Consider the following 23,070-nt stretch of genomic DNA (forward strand, 5'->3'; position numbering starts at 1 on the left):
AAGTTTGTCGCGAGTTCCGCACGCAAAGGAAAGCACTTAATGTGCTTTCCGTCTTGCGCAGGACTGTAGAGCAGCAAACTTAACCCGTCCCGGCCCCCGATGGCCCCAGACCGGCGGGATAGACCGGTTTGGATGGGGCTTTGATGCATGGGTGGTCTGTTGGTGGGCAAATGGGTATCATAATGCGGTTACTGCATCGACTCCGTGATGCATGTTTGTACGTTCCCGGCGGTCGGTTTGCCAGAAGCGCCCCGTCGGTTGTTCCAGACCCGTTTCGAAGAAAGGAAACCGCACGAACCTATGGCAGCTAAAAAATCATCTCCCTTGAAGATCATTCCGCTCGGAGGCCTTGACGGCATCGGCAAGAATATGACGGTCTTCGAGTGCGGCGACGACATGGTGCTCGTCGACGCCGGCCTTATGTTCCCCGACGACTCCCAGCCCGGTATCGATTTGGTGCTTCCCGACTACACCTATGTTCTGGAGAACGAGGAGAAGCTCCGCGGCATCATCGTCACCCACGGCCACGAGGACCATACCGGTTCGCTTCCGTACCTGCTGCAGGACCTCAACAACAAGGTGCCCATCTTCTCGAGCAAGCTGACGCTTGGTTTCATCGAGGGCAAGCTTTCCGAGTTCCGCATCCGCGCGCCCAAGTTCCGCGAGGTCAAGGGCGGCAGCCATGTCAATCTTGGTGGCATTTCGCTCGACTTCTTCTCTATGACGCACTCAATTCCGGGCGCTTTGGGCGTATTCATTCGCACCAACCAGGGCACCGTTATGCACACGGGCGACTTTAAGCTCGACCAGACGCCCATCGATGGCGTCACGCCCGATTATGCCGCCATCAGTCGCTTTGCCAAGCAGGGCATCGACCTGTTGCTTTCCGACTCCACCAACGCCACGGTTCCGGGCTTTACCAAGTCCGAGGCCGAAGTCGGCCCCAACTTGCTGCACGCCATCAAGAATGCCCCGGGCCGCGTGTTCGTCGCGTCGTTCTCGAGCCATATCCATCGCCTGCAGCAGATTTGCGACGCCGCCCGCAAGTGCGGCCGCAAGGTCGTCGTGACCGGACGTTCCATGCTCACCAACACCCGCGTGGCGCGCGAGCTGGGCTACCTCAACATCGACGATGCCGATATCATCGATGCCTTCGATATCGATAACCTGCCTGACGACAAGATTGTCGTCATGTGCACCGGCTCTCAGGGCGAGCCGCTGTCGGCGCTGTCCCGTATGGCCAACGGCGAGCACAAGACGCTCTCCATCCACGAGGGCGATACCGTCATCCTGTCCGCTACGCCTGTTCCCGGCAACGAGAAGGCCGTCCAGCAGGTCGTCAACAGCCTGGCCAAGCTTGGCTGCGACGTGTGGGACAAGAACCGTGCCCTCGTCCATGTCTCGGGTCACGGCAGCCAGGAGGAGCTCAAGCTCCTGATGGCCATGGCCAAGCCCACCTATTTTATGCCGGTTCACGGCGAGGCCGTGCACCTGCGTGCCCATGCCCAGCTTGCCCGTAAGATGGGCATTAAGGATGATCACATCTTTATCCTCGATAACGGTGACACGCTCGAGATGCGCGGTGGTATTGTCAAGCGCGGCACGCCCGTCGAATCCGGCGTCGTCTACGTCGACGGCCTGCGCATCGGTGATACCGACCCCATCGTCCTGCGCGATCGTCAGAAGCTCGCCAATGACGGTATGGTCACAGCCGTCGCCATCGTTTCGCTCAAGCATAAGAAGATCGAGGCTATCGAGTTCTCGGGCCGCGGCGTCTCCTTTGCCATCGACGATCAGTTCTCCGAGGATGCCTCCGCATCCATCATGAAGACAATCGAGAAGGGCAAGTTTAGCTTTACGAGCAGCGGCTCCGATGCCATTCGCAAGGCCGTGCGCGATTCGCTCTCCAACTTCATTTGGAGCCGTACGCGCACCCGTCCGATGATCATCCCGGTCGTCATGGAGGTTTAGTTTGGCGCGCGGATCTGCACAAAACGCCAAAGGCAATAAAGCCAACAACCAACCGGCATCTGCTAAGGGTGCCGGTTCCCATCTTCGTGCCAATAGGGGCCACGAGGCCGAGTTCGACGATTTTGAGCCCCTGGTCGAGCCTTCGGCCAACCGCGATATCGCCGGCGTGGTTATTGCCGTTTTGGCGATTGCGTCTTTCATTGCCGTGATTTCTCCGGCAACGGCACCCGTGACGGCAGTGGTTGCCGGTTTCTACCATCTTGGCTTTGGCCTGGGCGCCTACGTGCTGCCGATCGTCATTTTGCTGTTTGCCGCCACGCTCTTTTTGGGTGAGGACTCGCCGCTCAACATTCGCTCGGTCGCGGGTGGCGCCGTTGTCTTTATCGCCGTCGTCTCCATTCTTTCGTTGATGGTGCCGGGCACGAGCGATTCGTGCGACCTCATGTTTGTGCCGCAAAACCTGTCCGCTTCGGGTGGCTACATCGGTGCGTTTATTGCGAGTGCGCTGCAGAATGCCCTGGGTAAACCTATCGCGATGGTGGTCCTGTTGGGTTTGGCCGTCGTTGGCTTTGTCATCATCGGCTTTTCGGTGGGTGGCGTTTTGCGCTCTGCGCGCAATCGCGCTGCCGATTTTGCCGAGCGTCGTCGTGCCGATGTCAATGCGAGCCCGTGGGGCGACGAAGAGGCCCTGTCGGTTCCCGGCGTCGCCCGTACGCACCTGAGCATTCTTCGTCAGAAGGGCTCCGATATGGCCGTGACCACGGTCATGGGCAATGATGCGGACCCGGTTTTGGACGATGATGACGAGGACGATGATCCGTTTGTCGACGTGTCCGAGGCCGTGGAGGCCGAGCGCGCCAAGACTACGCTGCTGCCGCGTCGCCATGCCAAGCATGGCAAGTCCGCGCCCAAGCTCAACACGAGTGAGCCCGACCCGTCTTGGTCCGATAGCGAAATCGAACTCACCGCGGGCGATGACGAGGATGACGAGTGTCCGCTCGAGACCGCCAAGACAACTTTGCTGCCGCGTCGCCAAGACAGGCGAGGACAGGTCACCGGACAGCTTTCGATGGAAGACGACCCGGACAAGGTCGACGAGTCCGAGCCGCCGTTTGCCGTGAACCCCGTGTCTGCTGCCCCGCAGATCCCCGATTTCCTGAAGCACCCCAAGGTTGCCGATGCCTCCACCCCTACGGCTTCCGCTGCTCCTGTTGCAGCCGGCGATGGGGGAGCTGACGGCACTGCTGCCGATGTCGAGGGCGAGCAAGAGGATGGCCTCAAACTCCCGCCGCTCGAAATCCTGCACGCCAACCCGCAGTCGGCGTCCGCCGCGTCTTCTGACAAGGAGTTGGAGCAGACGGCCGAGTCGCTGCAGTCCACGTTGCTGGAGTTTGGCCGTAGCGCTCGCGTCGTCGGCTGGATTGCCGGTCCCACGGTGACGACCTTTAAGCTGCAGCCCGGCGAGGGCGAGCGCGTGAGCAAGATTTCGAGCCTCGAGGACGATATCGCGCTTTCGCTTGCCGCCCAGTCGGTGCGTATCTTTGCGCCGATTCCCGGCACCTCGCTTGTGGGTATCGAGATTCCCAATCGCAAGCGCCAGAACGTTAACCTGGGCGACGTGCTTCCCTATGTGAAGGGCGGTCCGCTCGAGCTGGCCATCGGCCGCGATGCCGAGGGCACGCCCGTCGTCGCCGACCTCGCCAAGATGCCCCACCTGCTTATTGCCGGTACCACCGGTTCCGGTAAGTCGGTCATGATCAACTCCATCATCACGACCCTGCTCATGCGCGCGCTTCCCGAGGACGTTCGCTTGATCATGGTCGATCCCAAGCGCGTTGAGCTTGCCGGCTATAACGGCCTGCCCCATCTCTATGTGCCCGTGGTGACCGAACCCAAGCAGGCTGCGAGTGCCTTGCAATGGGCTGTGTCCGAGATGGAGCGTCGCCTGAAGGTCTTCGAGCGCCTCAACGTTCGCAAGATCTCGACGTATAACGAAAAGCAGGCCGCCGGCGAGTTCGAACACTACGATAACCCGCCGCAAAAGATGCCCTATCTGGTCATTATCATCGACGAGCTATCGGACCTGATGATGGTTGCCGGCAAGGATGTCGAGGCCTCGATCGTTCGTATCGCCCAGCTGGGCCGTGCCGCCGGTATTCACCTTATCGTGGCTACGCAGCGCCCCAGCTCCAACGTGGTGACGGGCCTCATTAAGGCCAACATCACCAATCGTATCGCCTTTAACGTGGCCACGGGTATCGATTCCCGCGTCATTATCGACCAGATGGGCGCCGAAAAGCTCACCGGTTTGGGCGACATGCTGTTCTCCAAGGTCGACTGGGGCAAGCCCCGCCGTATCCAGGGCTGTTTTGTCTCGGATGACGAGATCAACGAGATCGTCGAGTTCGTTAAGTCGCAAAGCGAGCCCGACTACCACGAGGAGATTCTGTCTGCCGTGGCGCCTGCTTCCATGTCCATGGCTGGTGGCGGCATTGTTCGCACGGGCGTTGCCGAGCCGCAGGATGACGACCCGCTTATCTGGGAGGCCGCCCATATTGTGGTGGAATCGCAGCTGGGCTCCACATCTGGCCTGCAACGCCGCCTCAAGGTTGGCTATGCGCGCGCCGGGCGTATTATGGACATGCTGGAAGAAAAGGGCGTCGTCGGCCCGCCCGACGGTTCCAAGCCGCGCGAGGTCCTGCTGGATGACGAAGGGCTTGCCGCGCTGGAGTCTGTCGACGCCGAGATGGTACGTGAAGATCGTGAGTTTGGAGGATTCTGATGGCTGCACGCTTTGGTGACATGCTGCTCGAGCAGCGTCGCCGGATGGGCCTTTCCATCCAGCAGGTCGCCAACACCATCAAAATCAGGCCGCAGATCATCGAGTTTTTCGAGACCGGTAACTTTGCATCGATGCCCCCGCGTGGCTATGCGCAGGGCATGATTTCGAGCTACGCTCGCTTTTTGGGGCTTAACCCGCGCGAGGTCGTCAACGCTTATTTTGACGACCTCATGGCATATGAACGCGATACCTCGCAGCAGGGCGGTCGTTTTCAGGATGCTGCCGGCTACGTTAACTCGCGTTCTTCGGTCGATAACGGTCGTTTTTTGATGGTTCAGGGTGGTCGTACGACACGGTACGGCCAGCGCCCTCCGCAAGCGGGCTATATCACCGAGACGGGCTCCAGCGAGGAAATTCGTTCTCAGCGAGATCGTTTTCGCAGTACGCCCCTGCCAGATGACCGTGCGCTTCCCGCCGCTCGTGGGTTGAGTCGCGATCCTCGCGCCGGTTACGGCGACGGCGGATACTCCGGTCGTAGCTATCGCGGAGTATCCGCCGGGCGTTCCCGCGATGGCTATTCCGACGCCGATACCACGCAGGTGACGCCGCGCCTCCGTTCGCAATCCCAGCCCTATGGGCAGCGCTCTTCGGCGCCTCGCTCTGGCCAGCGCGGCTATCAGGGCCGTGGCGAGCTTGCGCCGCGTCCGGGCCGGCGGGGTTCGCAGCGCCAGAGTAGCTATCGTGGTCGTCCCGATAGCGCTCGCGGCCGCATACCGCAGGGTAATGGTCGTGGTAGCTCCAATCGCGGACGCGGCGTTGGGCGCGCCTCTCAATACAACACGATCGATCCTCGCATTATTTACGTCGGCATCGGTGCCGTGGTGCTGCTGCTGATTTTGCTCATCGTGGTACTCCTGCGTGGTTGCGGCTCTGCTGCACCCGAGTCGACGCCCGAGACACCCGTGGCTACCAAGACGACGACTAAGAAATCTTCCAAGAAGACCGAATCCACTGACGAGGACGAAGACGCCGACGAGGCGACGGATGCGGCCGGTTCCGATGCCGCCAAGGCGACGGTCAAAACGGAAGAGGACGAGGTCACCAAGGTCAAGGTCTCTGTTACCAAGGGCAAGACCGCCTGGATCGAGGTCAAGGTCGACGGTAAATCGGTCTATGGCGCTCAAGCGACCGGTCCTTTTGAGCAGGAGTACACGCCCGAGTCCTCGATTGAGATCACCACGTCCAAGCCCTCCGATGTCACGGTCACCAAGAATGGTGAAAAGGTTCGCTATGACACCAAGACATCGGGTGTGGCGCGCGTGACCATTACCGTTCCCAAGAAGGAGACCGCTGACTCCGCGAACGGCGATAATGCCGGCGGTACCGATAATGCCGACGGCACCGATGCCCAGTCTACCGTCGGCACCGACACGGCATCCGACGGCCAGACAGTGAACGATTCAGATGACTATTCGTACGACAGCTACTAAGGCTCCCCGTACCGAAAGGAAGAACCATGGCTAAAGATTCCAGCTTCGACGTTGTGTCCGAGGTTAACATGCAGGAGGTCGATAACGCCTTCCAGCAGACCGCCCGCGAGATTTCCCAGCGCTATGACCTTAAAGACTCCGGCGCCACCATCGAGCTTTCGAAGGGCGACCAGCTCTTTACGATTAACGCTCCGGCCGATTTTGTCTCCAAGCAGATCATCGATGTTTTGAGCTCCAAGCTCATCAAGCGCGGTATCGACCTCAAGGCTGTCTCTTGGGACGCCCCGCAGGCGGCTTCGGGCGGTACCGTGCGCGTGCTCGGTCATATCGTCGAGGGCATCGACCAGGCGACCGCAAAGAAGATCAATAAAGACATCAAGGATCAAAAGCTTAAGGTCAAGGTGACCATCGAGGCCGATAAGCTGCGCGTTTCCTCGGCTTCTAAGGACGCTTTACAGACGGTGATTCAGTTCCTGCGCGACCAGGACTACGGCCAGCCGCTGCAGTTTACCAACTACCGCTAATTAACTCGAAAGGACCGCTCTCCAACATGGATACTCCGTTGGGTTCCGTACTCTATATCACGCTTGGCTGCGCCAAGAACGAGGTCGATACCGACCGCATGCGTTCGCTGCTGACCGCTGCGGGCTACGAGGAGGCATTCGATCCTCAGGATGCCGATATCGCCATTGTCAATACGTGCTCGTTTCTTACCTCGGCGACGTCTGAGAGTATCGAGACCACGCTCGAGCTCGCTAACGAGGTGCAGGACGGCGTTCGCTCCTGCCCCATTGTCATGTGCGGTTGCGTGCCGTCTCGTTACGGCGACGACCTGCCCGACGAGCTGCCCGAGGTCGCGGCATTTGTGAAGGCCGATGAGGAAGACGGTATCGTCTCTGTCATCGATGGCGTTCTTGGTGTGGAGCGTAAAATCGCTGCCTATATCCCGCAGGTCAAGCGTACCGTCGAGGGCGCTGTCGCCTACGTCAAAATCTCCGATGGCTGCAATCGTTTTTGCAGCTTCTGCATGATTCCCTACATTCGCGGTCGCTATCATTCGCGCAATGCCGAAAGCATTATCTCCGAGGTGCGCGACCTGGTTGCCGGCGGTGTGCGCGAGATCGTGCTGATCGGCCAGGACACGGGCATTTGGGGCACCGACTTTGCCGATGAGGACGCCGCTGAGGCCTCACCGCGCAATCTGGCGCAGCTGCTGCGCGCCGTCGCCGAGGCTGTACGCCCGCACAACGTCTGGGTTCGTGTGCTCTATCTGCAGCCCGAGGGCATGACCGACGAGCTTATCGAGACGATTCGCGATACGCCCGAGGTATTGCCCTATATCGATATCCCCGTGCAGCACTGCGACGCGCGCATCCTCAAGGCCATGCGTCGCTCCGGTTCGCGTCAGGAGCTCGAGGAACTGTTCCGCGATCTTCGTGATCGTATCCCCGGCATCGTGATTCGCTCTACGGCCATGGTCGGCTTTCCGACCGAGACCGACGACGAGTTCCGTGATCTTATCGACTTTATGGACACCGTCGGCTTTGACTATACGAGCGTCTTTGCCTACTCGCGGGAGGAGGGCAGCCTGGCCGCCAATATGGAGGGCCAGGTCGATGAGGAGGTCAAGCTCGAGCGCGCCCAGGAGGCCATGGATCTGGCCGAGTCGCTGGGTTTTGCCGCCACGGCAGCCCATGTGGGCGAGCGCGCCCAGGTAATCGTCGACGGTATCGAGGAGACCGAGGACGGCGCCGAGCTGATCGGTCATGCCTGGTTCCAGGCGCCCGATTCCGATGGCGCGGTGCATCTGGACGCCAGCGAGGCGTCCGTGGGCGATATTTTGACTGTCGAGTTTACCGATAGCTTCTGCTATGAGCTTATCGGCCATGTTGTGGAGTAGGAGAGCGTCGTGGCAAACGAGAGCAATAAGGAACTGACGAGCGTTTGGACGCCCGCCAACATCGTGACGTGCGTGCGCATCGTCTTTATTCCGGTGTTCATGATCGTCTCGGCTCTGTCTCACGCGAGCGTTGCCGGTACGGACTGGAGCACCTTTGACGGCCCGCTCGCCGCCGCTGCCTTCATTCTGTATGTGATCCTGTCGTGCACCGATAAGGTCGACGGCTATCTGGCGCGCTCACGCAACGAGATCACCGATTTCGGCAAGTTCTTGGACCCCATCGCCGACAAGTTGCTGGTGTTCTCGGCCTTGCTGCTGTTCTTGGATTTTGGCGCGGTGACCGTGTGGTCCGTGTTCATTATCCTGTTTCGCGAGCTGTTGGTGAGCGCACTTCGCATGGTCGCGAGTGCTGCCGGTGTGGTCGTTGCCGCCGATAAGCTCGGCAAGTACAAGACGGCGACCACGATGGTCTCCATCTGTGGCTATCTGTGCGTCTTTGCGCTGGCCGGTCTTCAGCTGGGGCCGGCGTCGCTGCTGCTCGGTGTCTATTCGGTGTCGCGCTTCCTGTACGTCATCGCTGTCATTTTGACCATTATCTCGGGTGCCCAGTACTTCTGGAACTGCCGTAAGATCGTCTTTTCGGTCTAGGTCCTGGTGGGTATGACGGAGTCTTATTTGCAGATCGCCGCAAACAACGAGGAGCTGGCGCGCGATATTGTCGAGCGCGCGAGTGCCCGTGGCGTGACGGTGTCGACGGCGGAGTCGCTGACGGCGGGCATGATCGCCTCGACGATTGCCGATATCCCGGGTGCCTCGGCGGTGCTTCGTGGCGGTGCGGTGACCTACTGTGATGAGATCAAACATCGCGTGCTCGGCGTCGAGCGGGAAACGCTCGATCGGTTTAGCGCCGTGTCGCATCAGACGGCGCGTGAGATGGCCGCGGGCTCGCTGGACCTCTATCAGAGCGATGTCGCCGTGAGCGCAACGGGCTACGCTGGGCCCGGCGGCGGTACCGAGCAAGACCCCGCCGGCACGTTCTATATCGGCTGGGCGTATCGCGCGGCCGATGGGGGAGCGACGGTCGTTGAGTCTGCGCGCTGTCACTACGAGGGTGATCGGTCGTGCGTCCGCGCCTATGCGGTCGCTGAGGCTTTGGAACGCATTGTCCGCGTGCTCAATTCCATGGAATAGAAGTGTTTTAAGGGGCCTTAGGGCCCCTTAATTGTGGAGATAGGGACCTTTGGCAAGGAATGCGCTTGCGCAGGCACATGTCTTTAATTTGTACGAGCACTCGTATTTGCGATTGGCATGGTCAAGCGTTTGGTCGGCGTTTGGTCGGCGTTTGGTCGGGTTTTGGAATGGACGGGTGCATATGATGAACCTGAACGGTTGACCACGAACAGCCGTTCGTTTATCATCGATTCAGGTTGTTAAGAGGAGGGCTATTCATGGCCAAGAATTCAGGTCCCGTACGTACCGTTCATACGCGCACGACGGGCAAAGAGCGCGACGAGATGATCGCCACTACCAAGGCCGAGATCGAGAAGAAGTTCGGCCAGGGCTCTATTATGAGGTATGGCGACGGCGGTCCCGAGCTCGAGGTCGAGGCTATTCCGACGGGCTCTCTGGCGCTCGATGCCGCCTTGGGTATCGGCGGCGTGCCGCGCGGCCGTATCGTTGAGATTTATGGCCCCGAGTCCTCCGGTAAGACAACGCTTTCGCTCGAGATTCTTGCAGAGGCGCAGGCCATGGGCGGTGTCGTGGCTTTTATCGACGCTGAGCATGCGCTTGATCCCACCTACGCCGCGCGCATCGGCGTCGATATCGACGAGGTGCTGATTTCCCAGCCCGATACGGGCGAACAGGCGCTCGAGATCGTTGACATGCTTGTGCGTTCCGGTGCCATCGACGCCATCGTCGTCGACTCTGTTGCCGCTTTGACTCCGCGTGCAGAAATCGAGGGCGAGATCGGTGACACGACGGTGGGTCTGCAGGCTCGCTTGATGAGTCAGGCGCTCCGCAAGCTCGCCGGCTCGCTTGCCAAGTCCAACACAACCTGCATCTTCATTAACCAATTGCGCGAGAAGATCGGCGTCATGTTCGGCAACCCCGAGACCACCACAGGCGGCCGCGCACTCAAGTTCTTCTCTTCCGTGCGTATCGATATTCGCAAAATCGATACCATTAAGCTCAAGGACGAGGTTATCGGCAATCGCGTACGTGCCAAGGTCGTTAAGAACAAGGTGGCTGCTCCGTTCCGCTCGGCCGAATTTGACATCATGTATGGCACCGGTATTTCTAAAGAGGGCTCGATTCTGGATATGGCTGTCGAGTGCGGCATATGCAAAAAGATGGGGTCTTGGTTTGCCTATGGTGAGGACAAACTCGGCAACGGTCGCGAGGCCGCTAAGACGTTCCTGCGCGAGCATCCCGATTGCGCCGACGAGATCGAGCACAAGGTTCGCCTTGCCTGCGGTCTTGAGTATGACGATGATGCCCCCTCCGAGGTTGAGTTGACCGATCAGCCCGCCCCCGAGGAGTTTGACGAGCTGTATGCCATCGATGGCTCCGCGATGCTCGACGATGACGACGAGTAACGGATGCCGACATGTCGTATACGGTGACCGAGGCTAGGGTCGTTTTTCCGGATAAGAAGACGGCCTCCTCGTTCTCGAGCGGTTATGCGTCTAAAAAGCCCTGTGCACATATCGATTGCGATCTGGAGGGCGGTTTTGAACGGTCCATTTGGATTCCCGTGCGTGTGGCACGTGTGTACGTTCAGAACCGTCTCGATCTTCCCTGCGACTGGGATGACTTTCGCGAGGCGGTACAGCTTATCGAATGCAAGTGTGCGCTCACCATGGTGACCGAGATGCTTTCGCGTCGCGATCATGCTACAGGCGAGGTGCGCGATAAGTTGGCGTGCTATGGCTTTCGACAGCCCGCGATCGACTTTGCCGTCAATCGTGCCATCGAGTATCGTTTTTTAGATGAGAACCGCTTTTGCTCGTACTTTATCGAGGAGCGTAAGCGTCGTGGTTGGGGACAGCGCAAAATCGAGACTGAACTCAAGCGTCGCCATGTTGCACTTGATGAGATTCCAGGGTATCCCGAGGCTTATTTTGCCGAGGATGACGACTTGGCTCGCGCATCGGCTTTGCTCGCTAAGCGTCGCGTTCCCGAGGCACGTGCATTTGAAAAGCTCGTCAGATTTTTGATGGGCAAGGGCTTTTCCTATCACATTGCCGCGGATGCCGTTAAGGCGCGCCTCGATGCCTTAAGCGAGAAATGCGACGTTTAAGCATGCGCACGTTACGCCCCTGCCGTTCACCGCTCGATAGGCGCCGTGCTGGGTGCGTTGATTTGACAGTTGTTGCGGTTCAACGTAGGATAATTACTGTCATTTGCATTGTGATATGTGCTCATCTGCGATGAGTTTGTTTATATGTTTATCTGTATCCGACCCGCATAAGCTGCGCCCATATTACTCAAATGTCGCGAGCCGTTCGTATGGACGGTTCGCTTTGTTGTGTAACGAATCCATAAAAAGGAGTGAGCATGCCGCCTATCATTGCAGCGCTCGTTGGCATTGTTTTGGGTGCCATCGTCGCCATTGCCTACATGCGCACCGCCAAGCAGGGTAGTCTTCACGAGGCCGAAGAAAAGATTCAGTCGGCACACGCGCAGGCAGAGTCCCTGATCGGTGATGCTAAGCGTCAGGCCGAGACCCTCAAAAAAGAGGCTCTGCTCGAGGCTAAGGAAGAGATCATCAAGAACAAACAGGCCGCCGAGGCCGAGGACAAGCAGCGTAAGAGCGAGATTCGCGCGCTCGAAAATCGCGTGATGCAGCGCGAGGAATCGCTCGACCGACGCAACGATGCGCTCGATAAACGCGAGCATCAGCTGTCCAGCCAGGCCGGTCAGGTCGAGAAGCGCTCTCGCGAACTTGAGGAGCTTTGCGCCAAGCAGACCTCCGAGCTCGAGCGTATTGCCGACCTTACGCGCGAGGATGCTCACAAGGAGCTGCTCGACAAGGTCCGCGGCGAGGTTACCCATGAGGCGGCCACCATCATCCGTGAGTCCGAGCAACAGGTCCGCGCCGAGTGCCACAAGACCGCTCAGGAGATTCTCTCCCTGGCGATCCAGCGCTGTGCCGCCGACCATACCGCCGAGGTCACCGTCACGTCCGTTCATATTCCCTCCGATGACCTTAAGGGCCGCATCATCGGTCGCGAGGGTCGTAACATCCGTACTTTCGAGCAGGTTTCCGGCGTCAACCTTGTGATCGACGACACCCCCGAGACTGTCGTGCTTTCGAGCTTTGATCCGGTCCGTCGTGAGACCGCCCGCGTGGCGCTCGAGAACCTCATTGCCGACGGTCGTATTCACCCCGCCCGCATCGAGGAGATGTACCACAAGGCCGCTGAGTTGGTTCAGCAGCGTGTGCTCGAAGCCGGCGAGCAGGCCGCCTTCGATACCGGAATCCACGACCTGCATCCCGAGATCGTCAAAACCCTGGGCGCTCTGCGCTACCGCACCTCGTTTGGTCAGAACGTGCTACAGCACTCGCTTGAGGTCTCCGACCTGTGCGGCATCATGGCCTCCGAGCTTGGTCTGGATGTTGTGACCGCCAAGCGCGCGGGTCTTTTGCATGACCTGGGCAAGGCCATCGACCACGACGTTGAGGGTCCGCATGCTGTGATTGGTGCCGAGCTTGCCCGCCGTTATGGCGAGAAGCCCGTTATCGTCCACGCAATCGAGGCCCATCATGCCGATGTCGACCCCAACACGGTGCTCGACGTTCTGGTCCAGGCTGCCGATGCTGTTTCCGCTTCTCGTCCCGGCGCCCGTCGCGAGTCGGCCGAGAGCTACATCAAGCGCCTTGAGAAGCTCGAGGAGATTGCCAACTCTCATGACGGCGTCGAGCGTACCTATGCTATGCAGGCCGGTCGCGAGGTCCATGTCATGGTTCAGCCGGACAAGATTTCCGATGCCCAGTCCACGGTGCTTGCGCACGATATCGCCCATCAGATCGAGGAAGAGATGGAGTATCCCGGTCAGGTGCGCGTTGTCGTGATTCGCGAGAGCCGTGCCGTCGATATCGCTAAATAACATGAACGACGCGAACGAGCTCATCTCATTTATCGCGTCGATGTCGGGGGAGGGCAACCTTCGCGTCGAGGAAAAACTTGGCGAGGGGTATGTCCGCCTCCGCGTTTCGGAGGCCGAGCGGCGTCAGGCCAAGCATGACATTCAGCATGTAGAGGACATTGTCATCGAGATGCTGCGTAATGCTCGCGATGCCGGAGCCGATAAGGTCTATCTAGCCACGACCAAGGAGGAGGGTGTTCGTACCCTCCTCTTCCTGGATAACGGTTCGGGTGTGCCGCAGGATATGCAGGAGCGTATCTTTGATGCCCGTGTCACCTCCAAGCTCGAGAGCATGAAGATGGACCGTTGGGGTGTTCACGGTCGTGGTATGGCGCTGTTCTCTATCAAGCAGAACACCGATGAGGCACGCGTTGTTACATCGGGCGTCGATTTGGGCTCAGCGTTTAAGGTGTGCGTTGATACCGATCGCTTGGCTGAGCGCGCCGACCAGTCGAGCTGGCCTCAGGCGGTTAAAGACGAAGACGGCCGCTATGTATGCGCTCGTGGTCCTCACAATATCATTCGCGCAGCCTGCGAGTTTGCCCTTGAGGAGCTGCGCGACTGCGACGTGTATCTGGGCTCTCCGTCCGAGATCGCTGCGACCCTGTATGCCCAGGCTTCCAGTCGTCTCGATACGTCACGCCTGCTCTTTATCGATGACGAGTGTGAGCTTCCGGTTATCGATCGTTTAGGTCTTGCCTCGGATGCCGAGGACTTTATCCGGATTTGCTCCGGGCTGGGTCTCGAAATGTCCGAGCGTACTGCCCACCGTATCCTCTCAGGACAGATTAAGCCCGTTCGTGGCGTGTGTGCGCGTTTGCTGCGCGAGCGCGATTCCACCTCGCATTTGCCGGCTCCAGTCGATCTTGCCAAGGACCGTCGAGGCCTCCGCATTGCCAAGGATGACATGGCACAGTTTTCGCGTGCTGTCGAGCGCGACTTCAATGACCTCGCCGCCCGGTATTACCTCAATCTGTGCGGCGACCCTAAGATTCGCGTTTCACGTGATCGCATCACCGTGACGTTCGATCTTGCCAAAGAGGAGTAGCATCTTTACCGAGTCCGCTCGGTACGATACAGTTATTGCAGTTAAAACGTACTTTTAAACGCAGGAGTTTCTTCATGGATTGCCTGAAGGTATCAAGCAAATCATCGCCCGCGTCCGTTGCCGGCGCCATTGCCGGTATGGTCAAAGATGGCGTTCCCGTCAACATTCAGTGCGTCGGTGCCGGCGCCGTCAACCAGGCCATAAAGGCCGTTGCCATTGCGCGAGGTTTTTTGATTCCGACTGGCTTTGATGTCTCTTGTGCGCCGGTGTTCTCTGACATCCTCATTAACGGGGAGTCTCGCACGGCAATCCGTCTCTCTATCTACGTTCACCAGATTAATCGGGCTGCTATGGACAATGTCGTCATGGACGACGTTAAGCCTGTTGCGTAAGCGAGTTTTCGCACGTTTGTAGCACCTTTGTGCCCCGTCGATATCATCGTTAGGATGTAAGCTCATGGACCAGCGCTTCGTACGCGATATTCTTGCCGGTAAAACCTATTTTATCCGCACATTCGGCTGCCAGATGAATCAGCACGACTCCGAGCGCGTGAGCGGTTTGCTCGATTCCTATGGCTGTCTTATGGCGCTCGATCCGGAGCATGCCGATATTGTCGTATTCATGACGTGCTGTGTGCGCGAGGCTGCCGATACGCGCCTGTATGGTCAGTGCAATTCCTGCAAGAGTCTTCCTCCTTCTCCCTCGGGCAAGCGTGTGGTCGCCGTGGGTGGTTGCATCGCTCAGCGCGATGGCGAGGGCTTGCTCACCAACGTCGATAACGTCAACGTTATTTTTGGTACGCATTCGATTGCGCACGTGGCGGAGCTTATCGCCGAGGCGTTTATGGATGGCAAGCGCCATATCCGCACGAATGAGCATGAAGATACGGACGCCATGAGTATGCCGTGGCATCGCGAGACGCAGTATCATGCATGGGTGCCCATCATGACGGGCTGCAACAACTTCTGCACGTACTGCATCGTGCCGTACGTCCGTGGTCGCGAGAAGAGCCGCCCCTTCGAGGAGATTGTCGATGAGGTGACGGGTCTGGTGCGTCAGGGTGTGCGCGAGATTACGCTGCTGGGACAAAACGTTAACTCCTACGGTCGCGATCTCTTTGGCAAGCCGCGCTTTGCCGACCTGCTGCGCGCCGTGGGTGATACGGGCGTCGAGCGTATCTTCTTTACTTCTTCGCACCCCAAGGATTTGCTTCCCGAGACCATCGATGCTATGGCCGAGACACCTGCCGTTATGCCGCAGCTTCACCTAGCCGTTCAGTCGGGTTCCACGCGCATCCTTAAAGAGATGAATCGTCGGTACACGCGCGAGGATTATCTGGGCCTGGTCGATCGCATTCGTAACCGTATGCCCGAAATTGCGCTTTCGACCGACATCATCGTGGGCTTCCCGGGCGAGACCGAGGAAGACTTTGAGCAGACGCTCTCGCTTGCCGAGACGGTGCGCTATGCCCAGGCCTACACGTTTATTTACTCCAAGCGCGCCGGTACCCCGGCAGCTGAGATTTATGATCCCACCCCGCATGAGGTTATTCTTGAGCGCTTTAACCGTCTGGTCAAGGTTATCGAGACGACGGCATACGAGTATAACCAGGGCGAGCTTCACACCGTGGTGCCTGCGCTTATTGAGGGCACGAGCAAGAAAAACGACGCTGTCCTTCTTGGTAAAAGTCCTAAGAACCAGACAGTTCATGCGCCGATTCCCGCTGGCTATAGCATCGATCAGCTTATCGGCAAAATCGTCGACGTCGATGTGGATGTCGCCAAGACGTGGTATCTGTCTGGCTCCGTTGTGGGTGAGCCTCGCTAATGGTTTCCCCCGGCACAAACCTTTCTGCCGTAGCGATCGTCGGTCCGACGGCGGTCGGCAAGAGTGATGTTGCCGACCGCCTGGCCTCTCGTCTGTCGTCTGAAGTGTTATCGTGTGACGCGATGCAAATCTATCGCGGTATGGATATCGGTACGGCCAAGATGATGCCCGAGGAGTGCTCGGTGCCCCTACGCCTTGTCGATATCGTGGACCCGGGCGTCGCGTATTCTGCTGCGCTCTATCAGTCTGATGCCCGGGCGCATATCGAGCGTTTGCTTGGTGAGCAACGGCTTCCGGTCTTTTGCGGCGGCACGGGCTTATATCTTAAGGCTGCACTCGATGAAATGGACTTTCCTTCGGGAGAGCTCGAGGACGAACGTCGCACGGGTTATCAGGAGCTTGCCGAGCGTATTGGCGAGAAAGCTATGCATGCCCTGCTTGCCGAGCGTGATCCGGAATCGGCTGCCGTGATTCATCCCCATAACGTGCGCCGCGTGATCCGTGCGCTCGAGATGCACGATGACGGTGTGTCGTATGCCCAGCAGAAGTCTAAATTCAGCGTTCCGCATGAGCGTTATCATGCCTTGTGGTTTGGTCTGACGCGTAGCCGTGCAGTGCTGTATGAGCGCATTAACCTGCGTGTCGACCTTATGTTTGAGCAGGGGCTGGTTGATGAGGTCCGTGGCCTTATGGACCAGGGCCTGGGTGATGCACTCACGTCGATGCAGGCAATCGGTTACAAAGAGATTATTGATGCCTTGCGAGGCGCTATTACCATGGATGAGGCCCGCGAGCTTATCAAGATGCGCTCACGTCGCTATGCCAAGCGCCAACTTTCCTGGTTTAAGCGTGACGATCGCATCGTGTGGTTCGATATGGATGAGTTTACGATCGATGAGGTCGTCGATGATATCTACCGTCGTATCGAGGCTGCCTAATGGCACGTTTTCCCTTGGTTCCCACGGCACCTGAACCTGAGCGTGCCGTCTTGGTTGGTGTTGAGTGGCGCGATAACGCCTGGCCGCTCGACCGTTCGCTCGACGAGCTCGAGCGCTTGGCTCACACTGCTGGAGCCCAATGCGTGGCACGCTTGTCTCAGCGTCTGGTCAAACCTTATCCCAAATCGTTTATCGGCTCCGGTAAGGTCGAGGAGCTATGCGGTTTGGTGCATCGTATGGATGCGGATGTTGTAATCTTCGACGACGACTTGACTCCTTCACAGCAGTCATATCTTGAGAAAGCCGTGGGCGAACCGGTCAAGATTATTGACCGTACGGCGTTGATTTTGGATATCTTTGGCCTGCATGCTCAGACGCGTGAGGGTCGCTTACAGGTGCAGCTGGCTCAGTTGCAGTATCTGCTGCCCCGTCTGCGAGGTATGTGGAGCCACCTTGCTAAGGAACAGACGCGTGGCGGCATTGGATCGCGTTTTGGCCAGGGCGAAAGCCAGCTCGAGGTCGACCGTCGCCTGATTCGCGATAAGATCGCAGCTCTTCGCCGCGAATTGAAACAGGTTGAACAACGTCGTGATGTGCAATCGAAAAGCCGTATTGAATCGCTGGCGTTTCGCGTAGCGTTGGCTGGCTACACCAATGCCGGTAAGTCGACGTTGCTTAATCGATTGACGGGATCCACGGTACTTTCGCAGGATAAGCTGTTTGCCACGCTCGATCCTACGACGCGTTCGTATCGTTTACCCGGTGGCCGTGGCATGACGATCACTGATACCGTTGGCTTTATTCAAAAGCTGCCCCATGGCCTGGTCGACGCGTTTAAATCTACGCTTTCCGAGGTGCTCGGCGCCGATTTGGTTCTTAAAGTTGTGGATGCTTCCGATGAGGATTACGAGCGTCAGCTTGAGGCGGTTGATCGTGTCCTTGACGAGATTGGTGCCGGTGAGCGCCTGACGCTTACCGTGTTCAATAAAATCGATCTGCTCGATAGCGTCGACCGCTTGAGCTTTCGCCGGCGCTATCCCGAGGCGGTATTGTTCTCGGCTCAGACGGGTGAGGGCCTTGATGACTTAGTCGACCGCATCGCTCGTGAGGCGGCCGCCACGGACGTGTTGCTCTCGGCCGATATCCCGTATCGAGAGGGTGCGTTAATCACGCTTGTGCACGAACAGGGAACCCTTCTGCACGAGGAATACCTCGAGGACGGCGTTCGTATTGTGGCAAAGCTTCCAGCCCGTATCGCACCGCGTCTCGAGCGTTATCGAACAGAGTAAATCAGCTCCAGTACACCCAAGATAACCGGTTGATGCAGCAGGTAGAACGGCAGCGCATGGCGCCCGAGACTTGCGAGCGCCGGGATGGGATTCGCATAGGCCCATCCCGGCGCCTCATAGTTTGCTTCCTGAGTCGTGTGGGCGGCAAAGAAGCCTGCAAGGTACATAAATAAGAATGGTATGACTGGATAGTAATCACCAGAGACAAAGTCTGGACTTGGGAAACCCAGCCAAGCTAAATAGGGGATAGGATAAACCGTTTTAGGAATGCTCCAGGTAAGGGTAAAAAGTGTGAGGCAAATTGCTATACCCCATACCGACGGCACTTTAACGATCACCGGACGCGCGAGCGCGACAATGGCGGTGCAGGCCGCCATGCAGAACATGATGCCGAAGTTCACTGAGTCATCGACTGAGACGAGCGCCGTCGCGACCCATACAACAAAAGCGGCAGCGGCATATTTGACGGCACGCTTGATGTTGTTGCGCGAGAGGGTGCACATCCAGCCGGCAATAAACAAAAATACCCAACTGATGCTGGCACGCCAGATGTCTTGGAAGATGGTCTGAGTAAACCAGGGCATATCCCAACCATAAAGATAGGCAAGATCGTAGCAAGCATGAAATCCTGCCATCGACAGCATGGTAAATCCGCGAATGGTATCAAAGACCGTGATGCGGTTTTGCATTACGAGAACCGGCGCATCAATCCAACAACCTTGCCCAGGATTGTCGGATTTGTCGCATAGATGGGCTCCATGGTGTCGTTTTCGGGCTGCAAGCGAACTCGTCCCTGCTCCTTGTAGAACGTTTTGACCGTTGCGGAGCCATCGATCATGGCCACAACGATCTCGCCATTCATGGCACTCTTCTGTTCGCGAACGATGATATAGTCGCCGTTAAGGATACCGACGTTAATCATCGAATTGCCGTGGACCTCGAGGATAAAAGACCCCTGGTCCGTTGCGATCTCGGTCGGGATGGTAAAGGTGTCCTCGATATTCTGCTCGGCAAGGATGGGGATCCCCGCGGCGACACGGCCCACGAGGGGTAGCGATACGGTTCCGCGGGGTGCCGTGGGCTCATCGGACTTTGAGATGGAGACGGAGGCTCCGTCCTCGTCAAAGAGCTCTAGGGCACGAGGCTTGGTGGCGTCACGTTTGAGCAGGCCGCGTGCTTCCAGTGCGGAGAGATGTGCATGTACGGTGCTAGGGGAGGAAAGACCCACAGCCGAAGCCATCTCACGCACGCTGGGCGGATAGCCCTTTTCCTGCTGATACTCCTTGATGAAGTCGTAAATCTGCTGCTGTCGCTTGGTAATTTTGCGAGCCATCAGGGATTCCTCTCTACCTAACCCAAACAAATGTTCTATGTTTGCTTGACAGGAACAACTGTTCGAAGATAATAATAACCGAACACTCGTTCCCGCGCTAGACTTTTTTGTCCTCGCGGCTTGATAAAACAGTTCTCGTCAAAAAACGCGAGAGGAGAACATGATGAATGCAACGGATATGGTCCAGGGAAACCTCGCCCTTAAGCTCGAGACGCCTGCGGCGCCGGCTTTCACGGTTGTCAAAGGCGGCCGATCTGGTTTTCAAACACTGCCTGGCAAGCCCGTCCGCAGCCAGTGCGTCGCCACGACTTCGGCCCCCGTTGCTCTGAAGGCCTCGACGATTGTCGCCCTGGCCGTTGCGCTCACGCTCTTCTTTGTACTTGCTACCTCGATCTTCAGCGCTCGTCACGCCGCATATGCCGAGTCGGCATCTAACGTTACCTATGAGACCGTCCGTGTTCAGTCTGGCGATTCCTTGTGGTCGCTTGCTCAGGAGCATTCCGTTGACGGTCTTTCTACGCAGGAGACTTCTGACATAATTCGCAGTGTCAATCATCTGGAGCATGGATCACTCGATGCGGGTGACGTTCTTAAAGTTCCTGCGCGTTCGTAAGATTTAAACTCCGGCACATGGTACCCTTGTTATCGTTTTGGAGGAGGTACCATGCGCTGTCCCAGATGCGGCAATGCACATACCCGTGTTGTCGATTCCCGTATGCAGGAATCTAATAACACCATTAAACGCCGTCGTGAATGTTGTTCGTGCAACTATCGCTTCACAACATTCGAGCGATGCGAAGACCCCATCGAGGTCATCAAATCTGACGGGTCAAGGCAGCGGTTCGATCGCAATAAGCTGCTGGTCGGCTTAATGCGCGCTACGATTAAGCGCGACATCGACACGAAAAAGCTCAATGAGCTCATCGATGACATCGAGGTGGAGCTGCGTTCCCGTACGCTGACGGCTGTTACGTCCCACGACCTGGGCGACATGGTGCTTAAGCGCTTGGCCAAGATCGACAAGGTGGCCTACATTCGCTTTGCCTCGGTCTATCGCGATTTCAAAGACATCGATGAGTTTTTGCAAGAGCTCGACAAGCTAAGGTGATTTTATGTCCAACATTACAGTCAACATTAAGCGTCTCGACCCTACGATCGAGCTTCCCAAATACGCCCATCCCACAGATGCCGGTTTGGACCTCCGTGCCAATGAGGACTGTACCCTTAAGCCCTTCGAGCGACGCTTGGTCTCTACTGGTCTTGCGATCGCACTGCCCGATGGATACGCTGGCTTCGTTCAGCCTCGCAGTGGCCTGGCTATTAAGCAGGGTCTGTCTATAGTCAACACTCCTGGCCTCATCGACGCCCACTACCGAGGAGAACTCAAAGTCATCCTTATCAACTTGGATCCATCCAATGAAATCCAGATCAACAAGGGTGACCGAATCGCTCAACTCGTCATCCAAGAAGTTCCCACGGTCAATCTCGTGGAGGTAGACGAACTAGACGAAACGGACCGAGGAGCCGGCGGTTTCGGTTCTTCTGGTGTGGCTTAGCCCATTTCTTCGTTGAAAATGGGCATCGTAATGACCGCTCGCCCCTGGGAGGCCCCTATATATCATCCCGTGCTCAAACATTCTCGCTGCGCTGCGAAACTGCGCGCGGGACGATATATAGGGGCCTCTCAGGGGCGAGCTACGTTTACATGCTCGCAATCGGTTATGGCTTCCCATCTGAAGCCGAATGCTGCATCTAGAAGCTGTGTCTAATAAGTAATCCGATCTGACAAAGAGACGGCTCCTTTGTTAGATCGGATTACTTTGATTACTTGTTTTCTTGTTTTCGAGTTCCCCTTCGCTGCTTTTAGTAGGGTAACCGATATGGCTGCTAGTGCGTACGTATAGCCGTGGCGCAGGCCGCCCACACATATCGTTCCACGCGCAGTTTCGCAGCGAGCGAAGCGAAGCGAGAATGTTTGAGCATGGAATGATATGTGTGGGCGGCCTGCGCCACGGCGGACAGTCCAACACTAGCGGATATGCGCGGGTTTTCCGCCCCAGTAGAAGCGGCAGAAGGCTCGTTTGCGCTTTTGGGGCTTGCCTGCAAGCTCCATAGTTGCGATGGCGATGTCCTCGGCCGCGTGTGGACGGCGTAGCACTTCGCCATTGATGAGCAGTGCCTTGAGCGACTCGGGATGATCGTGGAGATGGCGTAGCGTCACAATGAGCTCGCGTGCGGTGGTGACATGCATGCTGGCGCCCAAGTCGGTGAGCATGGTGGTGTTGGCCTTTTCCTGGCCATAGGACTTGCCCAGCAGAATCATCGGCAGGTGTGCACACAGGCATTCGGTAACAGTGAGTCCGCCCGATTTGAGAATTGCCAGATCGCAGCCGTGCATGAGCGCTGCCATGTCATCGACATAGTCAAGGACCGTGACGTTTTCGAGTTTCATGGCTTCGAAGAGCCTTTTCAGGCGCGTGGCGTATTCCGTGTCCTTGCCCGGCAAAAAGACAAAGTGCATGTCCTCGAAGCTACGGAGGAAGGGGAGGGTTTGGTCCATCGCCGCGCGAAAGCGAACGTACGGTTGAGGCAAACTGGCGCCGGCCATTACCAGCACAATGGTCTTGTCGGTAGGGAGATTGAACTTCTCGAGTTCTTCCTCACGATTGTAATCCGTGTCAAATCCAGCGCGAATAGGGATGCCCGTAATGCGTATCTTTGCCTCGGGAACCTTGCGTGGGCGGAGCGTCTCGGCCATAAACTCGTTTGCCACGCAGAATAAGTCAGTGTCCTTATGGGGCCACCAGCCCTCGACTTCGTAATCGGTCGGCACGCAAATTACGGGATAGTCGATGCCCGTAATGACGCGCGCACCAACCGCAACGTTGGCTGCCGTGATATGTGTGGCGACCACGGCAATAGGCCTACGAGTGCGAACGTATTCGTTAAATGCGGGAAACATAATGCGCGACCACGCCGTGCCGCCGCCCCAAAGCAGGTGTCCGGTAAGGGTATATCGCCAGGTCAAGTCATAAATTGGGCGCGTGGCGCCGGTAAACGATGCGGCCGTTTTGTTGCCGTCGAATTTTATGCGTCCAAAATCGAGGATATCCAAGACCTCAATCTCGACATCCTGCGGTATGCCCTTGGTGCCGCGTATAAGCTCGAATGCTTGTGCGATAGCATTGGCTGCCGCTTTGTGTCCCGAACCAACCGATGCGTGGACAATGGTCACTAAGGGCTTTTGTGCGGGTGACGGCATCAATTGTCCCGATTGGGGGGCGCTTTGCGTGGGCAGGGGAGCGTCGTTGCCCATCTGCGTTTGATCCATCGATAACTCC

21 protein-coding genes are annotated in these 23,070 nt (G+C 57.7%); 18 read left to right on the plus strand and 3 right to left on the minus strand.

Features of this window, described 5'->3' with window-relative positions; genetic code table 11:
- Positions 1 to 300 precede the first annotated feature (300 nt).
- The 15 genes from ACTQ48_RS05840 to hflX all read left to right on the plus strand — a co-directional run bounded on the left by ACTQ48_RS05840 (position 301) and on the right by hflX (position 18,396).
- The gene (locus tag ACTQ48_RS05840; RefSeq protein WP_117654800.1) at positions 301 to 1,971 is read left to right on the plus strand and encodes a ribonuclease J; all 1,671 of its coding nucleotides are present in this window, start codon (positions 301 to 303) and stop codon (positions 1,969 to 1,971) included.
- 1 nt (position 1,972) lies between these two features.
- Complete coding sequence (locus ACTQ48_RS05845; RefSeq protein ID WP_441570354.1) at positions 1,973 to 4,753, plus strand: DNA translocase FtsK 4TM domain-containing protein; 2,781 nt, start codon at positions 1,973 to 1,975, stop codon at positions 4,751 to 4,753.
- On the plus strand, positions 4,753 to 6,243 hold the full coding sequence (locus tag ACTQ48_RS05850) for a RodZ domain-containing protein (RefSeq protein ID WP_441570355.1): 1,491 nt from the start codon (positions 4,753 to 4,755) through the stop codon (positions 6,241 to 6,243). Before ACTQ48_RS05845 ends, ACTQ48_RS05850 begins: the two co-directional genes overlap by 1 nt.
- A gap of 26 nt (positions 6,244 to 6,269) precedes the next feature.
- A complete protein-coding gene (locus ACTQ48_RS05855; RefSeq protein WP_441570356.1) occupies positions 6,270 to 6,767 on the plus strand; it encodes a YajQ family cyclic di-GMP-binding protein in 498 nt (165 codons plus the stop codon).
- 26 nt (positions 6,768 to 6,793) lie between these two features.
- A complete protein-coding gene (rimO, locus tag ACTQ48_RS05860) occupies positions 6,794 to 8,143 on the plus strand; it encodes a 30S ribosomal protein S12 methylthiotransferase RimO (protein ID WP_441055662.1) in 1,350 nt (449 codons plus the stop codon).
- 99 nt (positions 8,144 to 8,242) lie between these two features.
- Positions 8,243 to 8,791, plus strand: coding sequence for a CDP-diacylglycerol--glycerol-3-phosphate 3-phosphatidyltransferase (pgsA, locus tag ACTQ48_RS05865; RefSeq protein ID WP_441570386.1), 549 nt, complete (start codon positions 8,243 to 8,245; stop codon positions 8,789 to 8,791).
- Between the two features lie 27 nt (positions 8,792 to 8,818).
- A complete protein-coding gene (locus ACTQ48_RS05870; protein ID WP_441540768.1) occupies positions 8,819 to 9,334 on the plus strand; it encodes a CinA family protein in 516 nt (171 codons plus the stop codon).
- A 257-nt stretch (positions 9,335 to 9,591) separates the two neighbouring features.
- Positions 9,592 to 10,740 carry a recombinase RecA gene (recA, locus tag ACTQ48_RS05875; RefSeq protein ID WP_154516331.1) on the plus strand — a complete coding sequence of 383 codons (1,149 nt, stop codon included), beginning with the start codon at positions 9,592 to 9,594 and terminating at the stop codon, positions 10,738 to 10,740.
- A gap of 11 nt (positions 10,741 to 10,751) precedes the next feature.
- The gene (locus ACTQ48_RS05880) at positions 10,752 to 11,444 is read left to right on the plus strand and encodes a regulatory protein RecX (RefSeq protein ID WP_441570357.1); all 693 of its coding nucleotides are present in this window, start codon (positions 10,752 to 10,754) and stop codon (positions 11,442 to 11,444) included.
- Positions 11,445 to 11,701: 257 nt separating this feature from the next.
- Positions 11,702 to 13,255, plus strand: a complete 1,554-nt coding sequence (gene rny / locus ACTQ48_RS05885; RefSeq protein ID WP_427795682.1) for a ribonuclease Y — start codon at positions 11,702 to 11,704, stop codon at positions 13,253 to 13,255.
- Between the two features lies 1 nt (position 13,256).
- Positions 13,257 to 14,342, plus strand: a complete 1,086-nt coding sequence (locus ACTQ48_RS05890; protein WP_441570358.1) for an ATP-binding protein — start codon at positions 13,257 to 13,259, stop codon at positions 14,340 to 14,342.
- 74 nt (positions 14,343 to 14,416) lie between these two features.
- The gene (locus tag ACTQ48_RS05895) at positions 14,417 to 14,734 is read left to right on the plus strand and encodes a stage V sporulation protein S (protein ID WP_118079896.1); all 318 of its coding nucleotides are present in this window, start codon (positions 14,417 to 14,419) and stop codon (positions 14,732 to 14,734) included.
- A gap of 64 nt (positions 14,735 to 14,798) precedes the next feature.
- A complete protein-coding gene (gene miaB / locus ACTQ48_RS05900; RefSeq protein ID WP_427717472.1) occupies positions 14,799 to 16,169 on the plus strand; it encodes a tRNA (N6-isopentenyl adenosine(37)-C2)-methylthiotransferase MiaB in 1,371 nt (456 codons plus the stop codon).
- Complete coding sequence (gene miaA / locus ACTQ48_RS05905; protein WP_441570359.1) at positions 16,169 to 17,107, plus strand: tRNA (adenosine(37)-N6)-dimethylallyltransferase MiaA; 939 nt, start codon at positions 16,169 to 16,171, stop codon at positions 17,105 to 17,107. The genes miaB and miaA overlap by 1 nt, the downstream gene beginning before the upstream one ends.
- The gene (gene hflX / locus ACTQ48_RS05910) at positions 17,107 to 18,396 is read left to right on the plus strand and encodes a GTPase HflX (protein WP_441570360.1); all 1,290 of its coding nucleotides are present in this window, start codon (positions 17,107 to 17,109) and stop codon (positions 18,394 to 18,396) included. The genes miaA and hflX overlap by 1 nt, the downstream gene beginning before the upstream one ends.
- On the opposite strand, the gene ACTQ48_RS05915 is transcribed toward hflX, so the two are convergent.
- Together ACTQ48_RS05915 and lexA are read right to left on the minus strand one after the other, a co-directional pair.
- Positions 18,381 to 19,085 (minus strand): heparan-alpha-glucosaminide N-acetyltransferase, encoded by a 705-nt coding sequence (locus tag ACTQ48_RS05915; RefSeq protein WP_441570361.1) that lies wholly within the window; start codon positions 19,083 to 19,085, stop codon positions 18,381 to 18,383. The two genes, hflX and ACTQ48_RS05915, sit on opposite strands and share 16 nt — an antisense overlap.
- On the minus strand, positions 19,085 to 19,729 hold the full coding sequence (lexA, locus tag ACTQ48_RS05920) for a transcriptional repressor LexA (protein WP_427717464.1): 645 nt from the start codon (positions 19,727 to 19,729) through the stop codon (positions 19,085 to 19,087). Before lexA ends, ACTQ48_RS05915 begins: the two co-directional genes overlap by 1 nt.
- 163 nt (positions 19,730 to 19,892) lie before the next feature.
- Here lexA and ACTQ48_RS05925 point away from each other — a divergent pair, with 163 nt between their 5' ends.
- The 3 genes from ACTQ48_RS05925 to dut are packed head-to-tail and all read left to right on the plus strand — an operon-like array spanning position 19,893 to position 21,285.
- Positions 19,893 to 20,342: a LysM peptidoglycan-binding domain-containing protein gene (locus ACTQ48_RS05925; RefSeq protein ID WP_427717462.1), complete on the plus strand. Its 450-nt coding sequence runs from the start codon at positions 19,893 to 19,895 to the stop codon at positions 20,340 to 20,342.
- A gap of 51 nt (positions 20,343 to 20,393) precedes the next feature.
- Positions 20,394 to 20,837 carry a transcriptional regulator NrdR gene (gene nrdR, locus ACTQ48_RS05930; protein WP_427717459.1) on the plus strand — a complete coding sequence of 148 codons (444 nt, stop codon included), beginning with the start codon at positions 20,394 to 20,396 and terminating at the stop codon, positions 20,835 to 20,837.
- 4 nt (positions 20,838 to 20,841) lie between these two features.
- On the plus strand, positions 20,842 to 21,285 hold the full coding sequence (gene dut / locus ACTQ48_RS05935; protein ID WP_427717456.1) for a dUTP diphosphatase: 444 nt from the start codon (positions 20,842 to 20,844) through the stop codon (positions 21,283 to 21,285).
- A gap of 473 nt (positions 21,286 to 21,758) precedes the next feature.
- Here the strand turns inward: dut and ACTQ48_RS05940 are convergent, their stop codons facing one another.
- Positions 21,759 to 23,060, minus strand: a complete 1,302-nt coding sequence (locus tag ACTQ48_RS05940; protein ID WP_441570362.1) for an MGDG synthase family glycosyltransferase — start codon at positions 23,058 to 23,060, stop codon at positions 21,759 to 21,761.
- Between the last annotated feature and the right edge of the window lie 10 nt (positions 23,061 to 23,070).

It is taken from the genome of Collinsella sp. Sow4_E3 (assembly GCF_052116285.1).
Classification (GTDB): domain Bacteria; phylum Actinomycetota; class Coriobacteriia; order Coriobacteriales; family Coriobacteriaceae; genus Collinsella.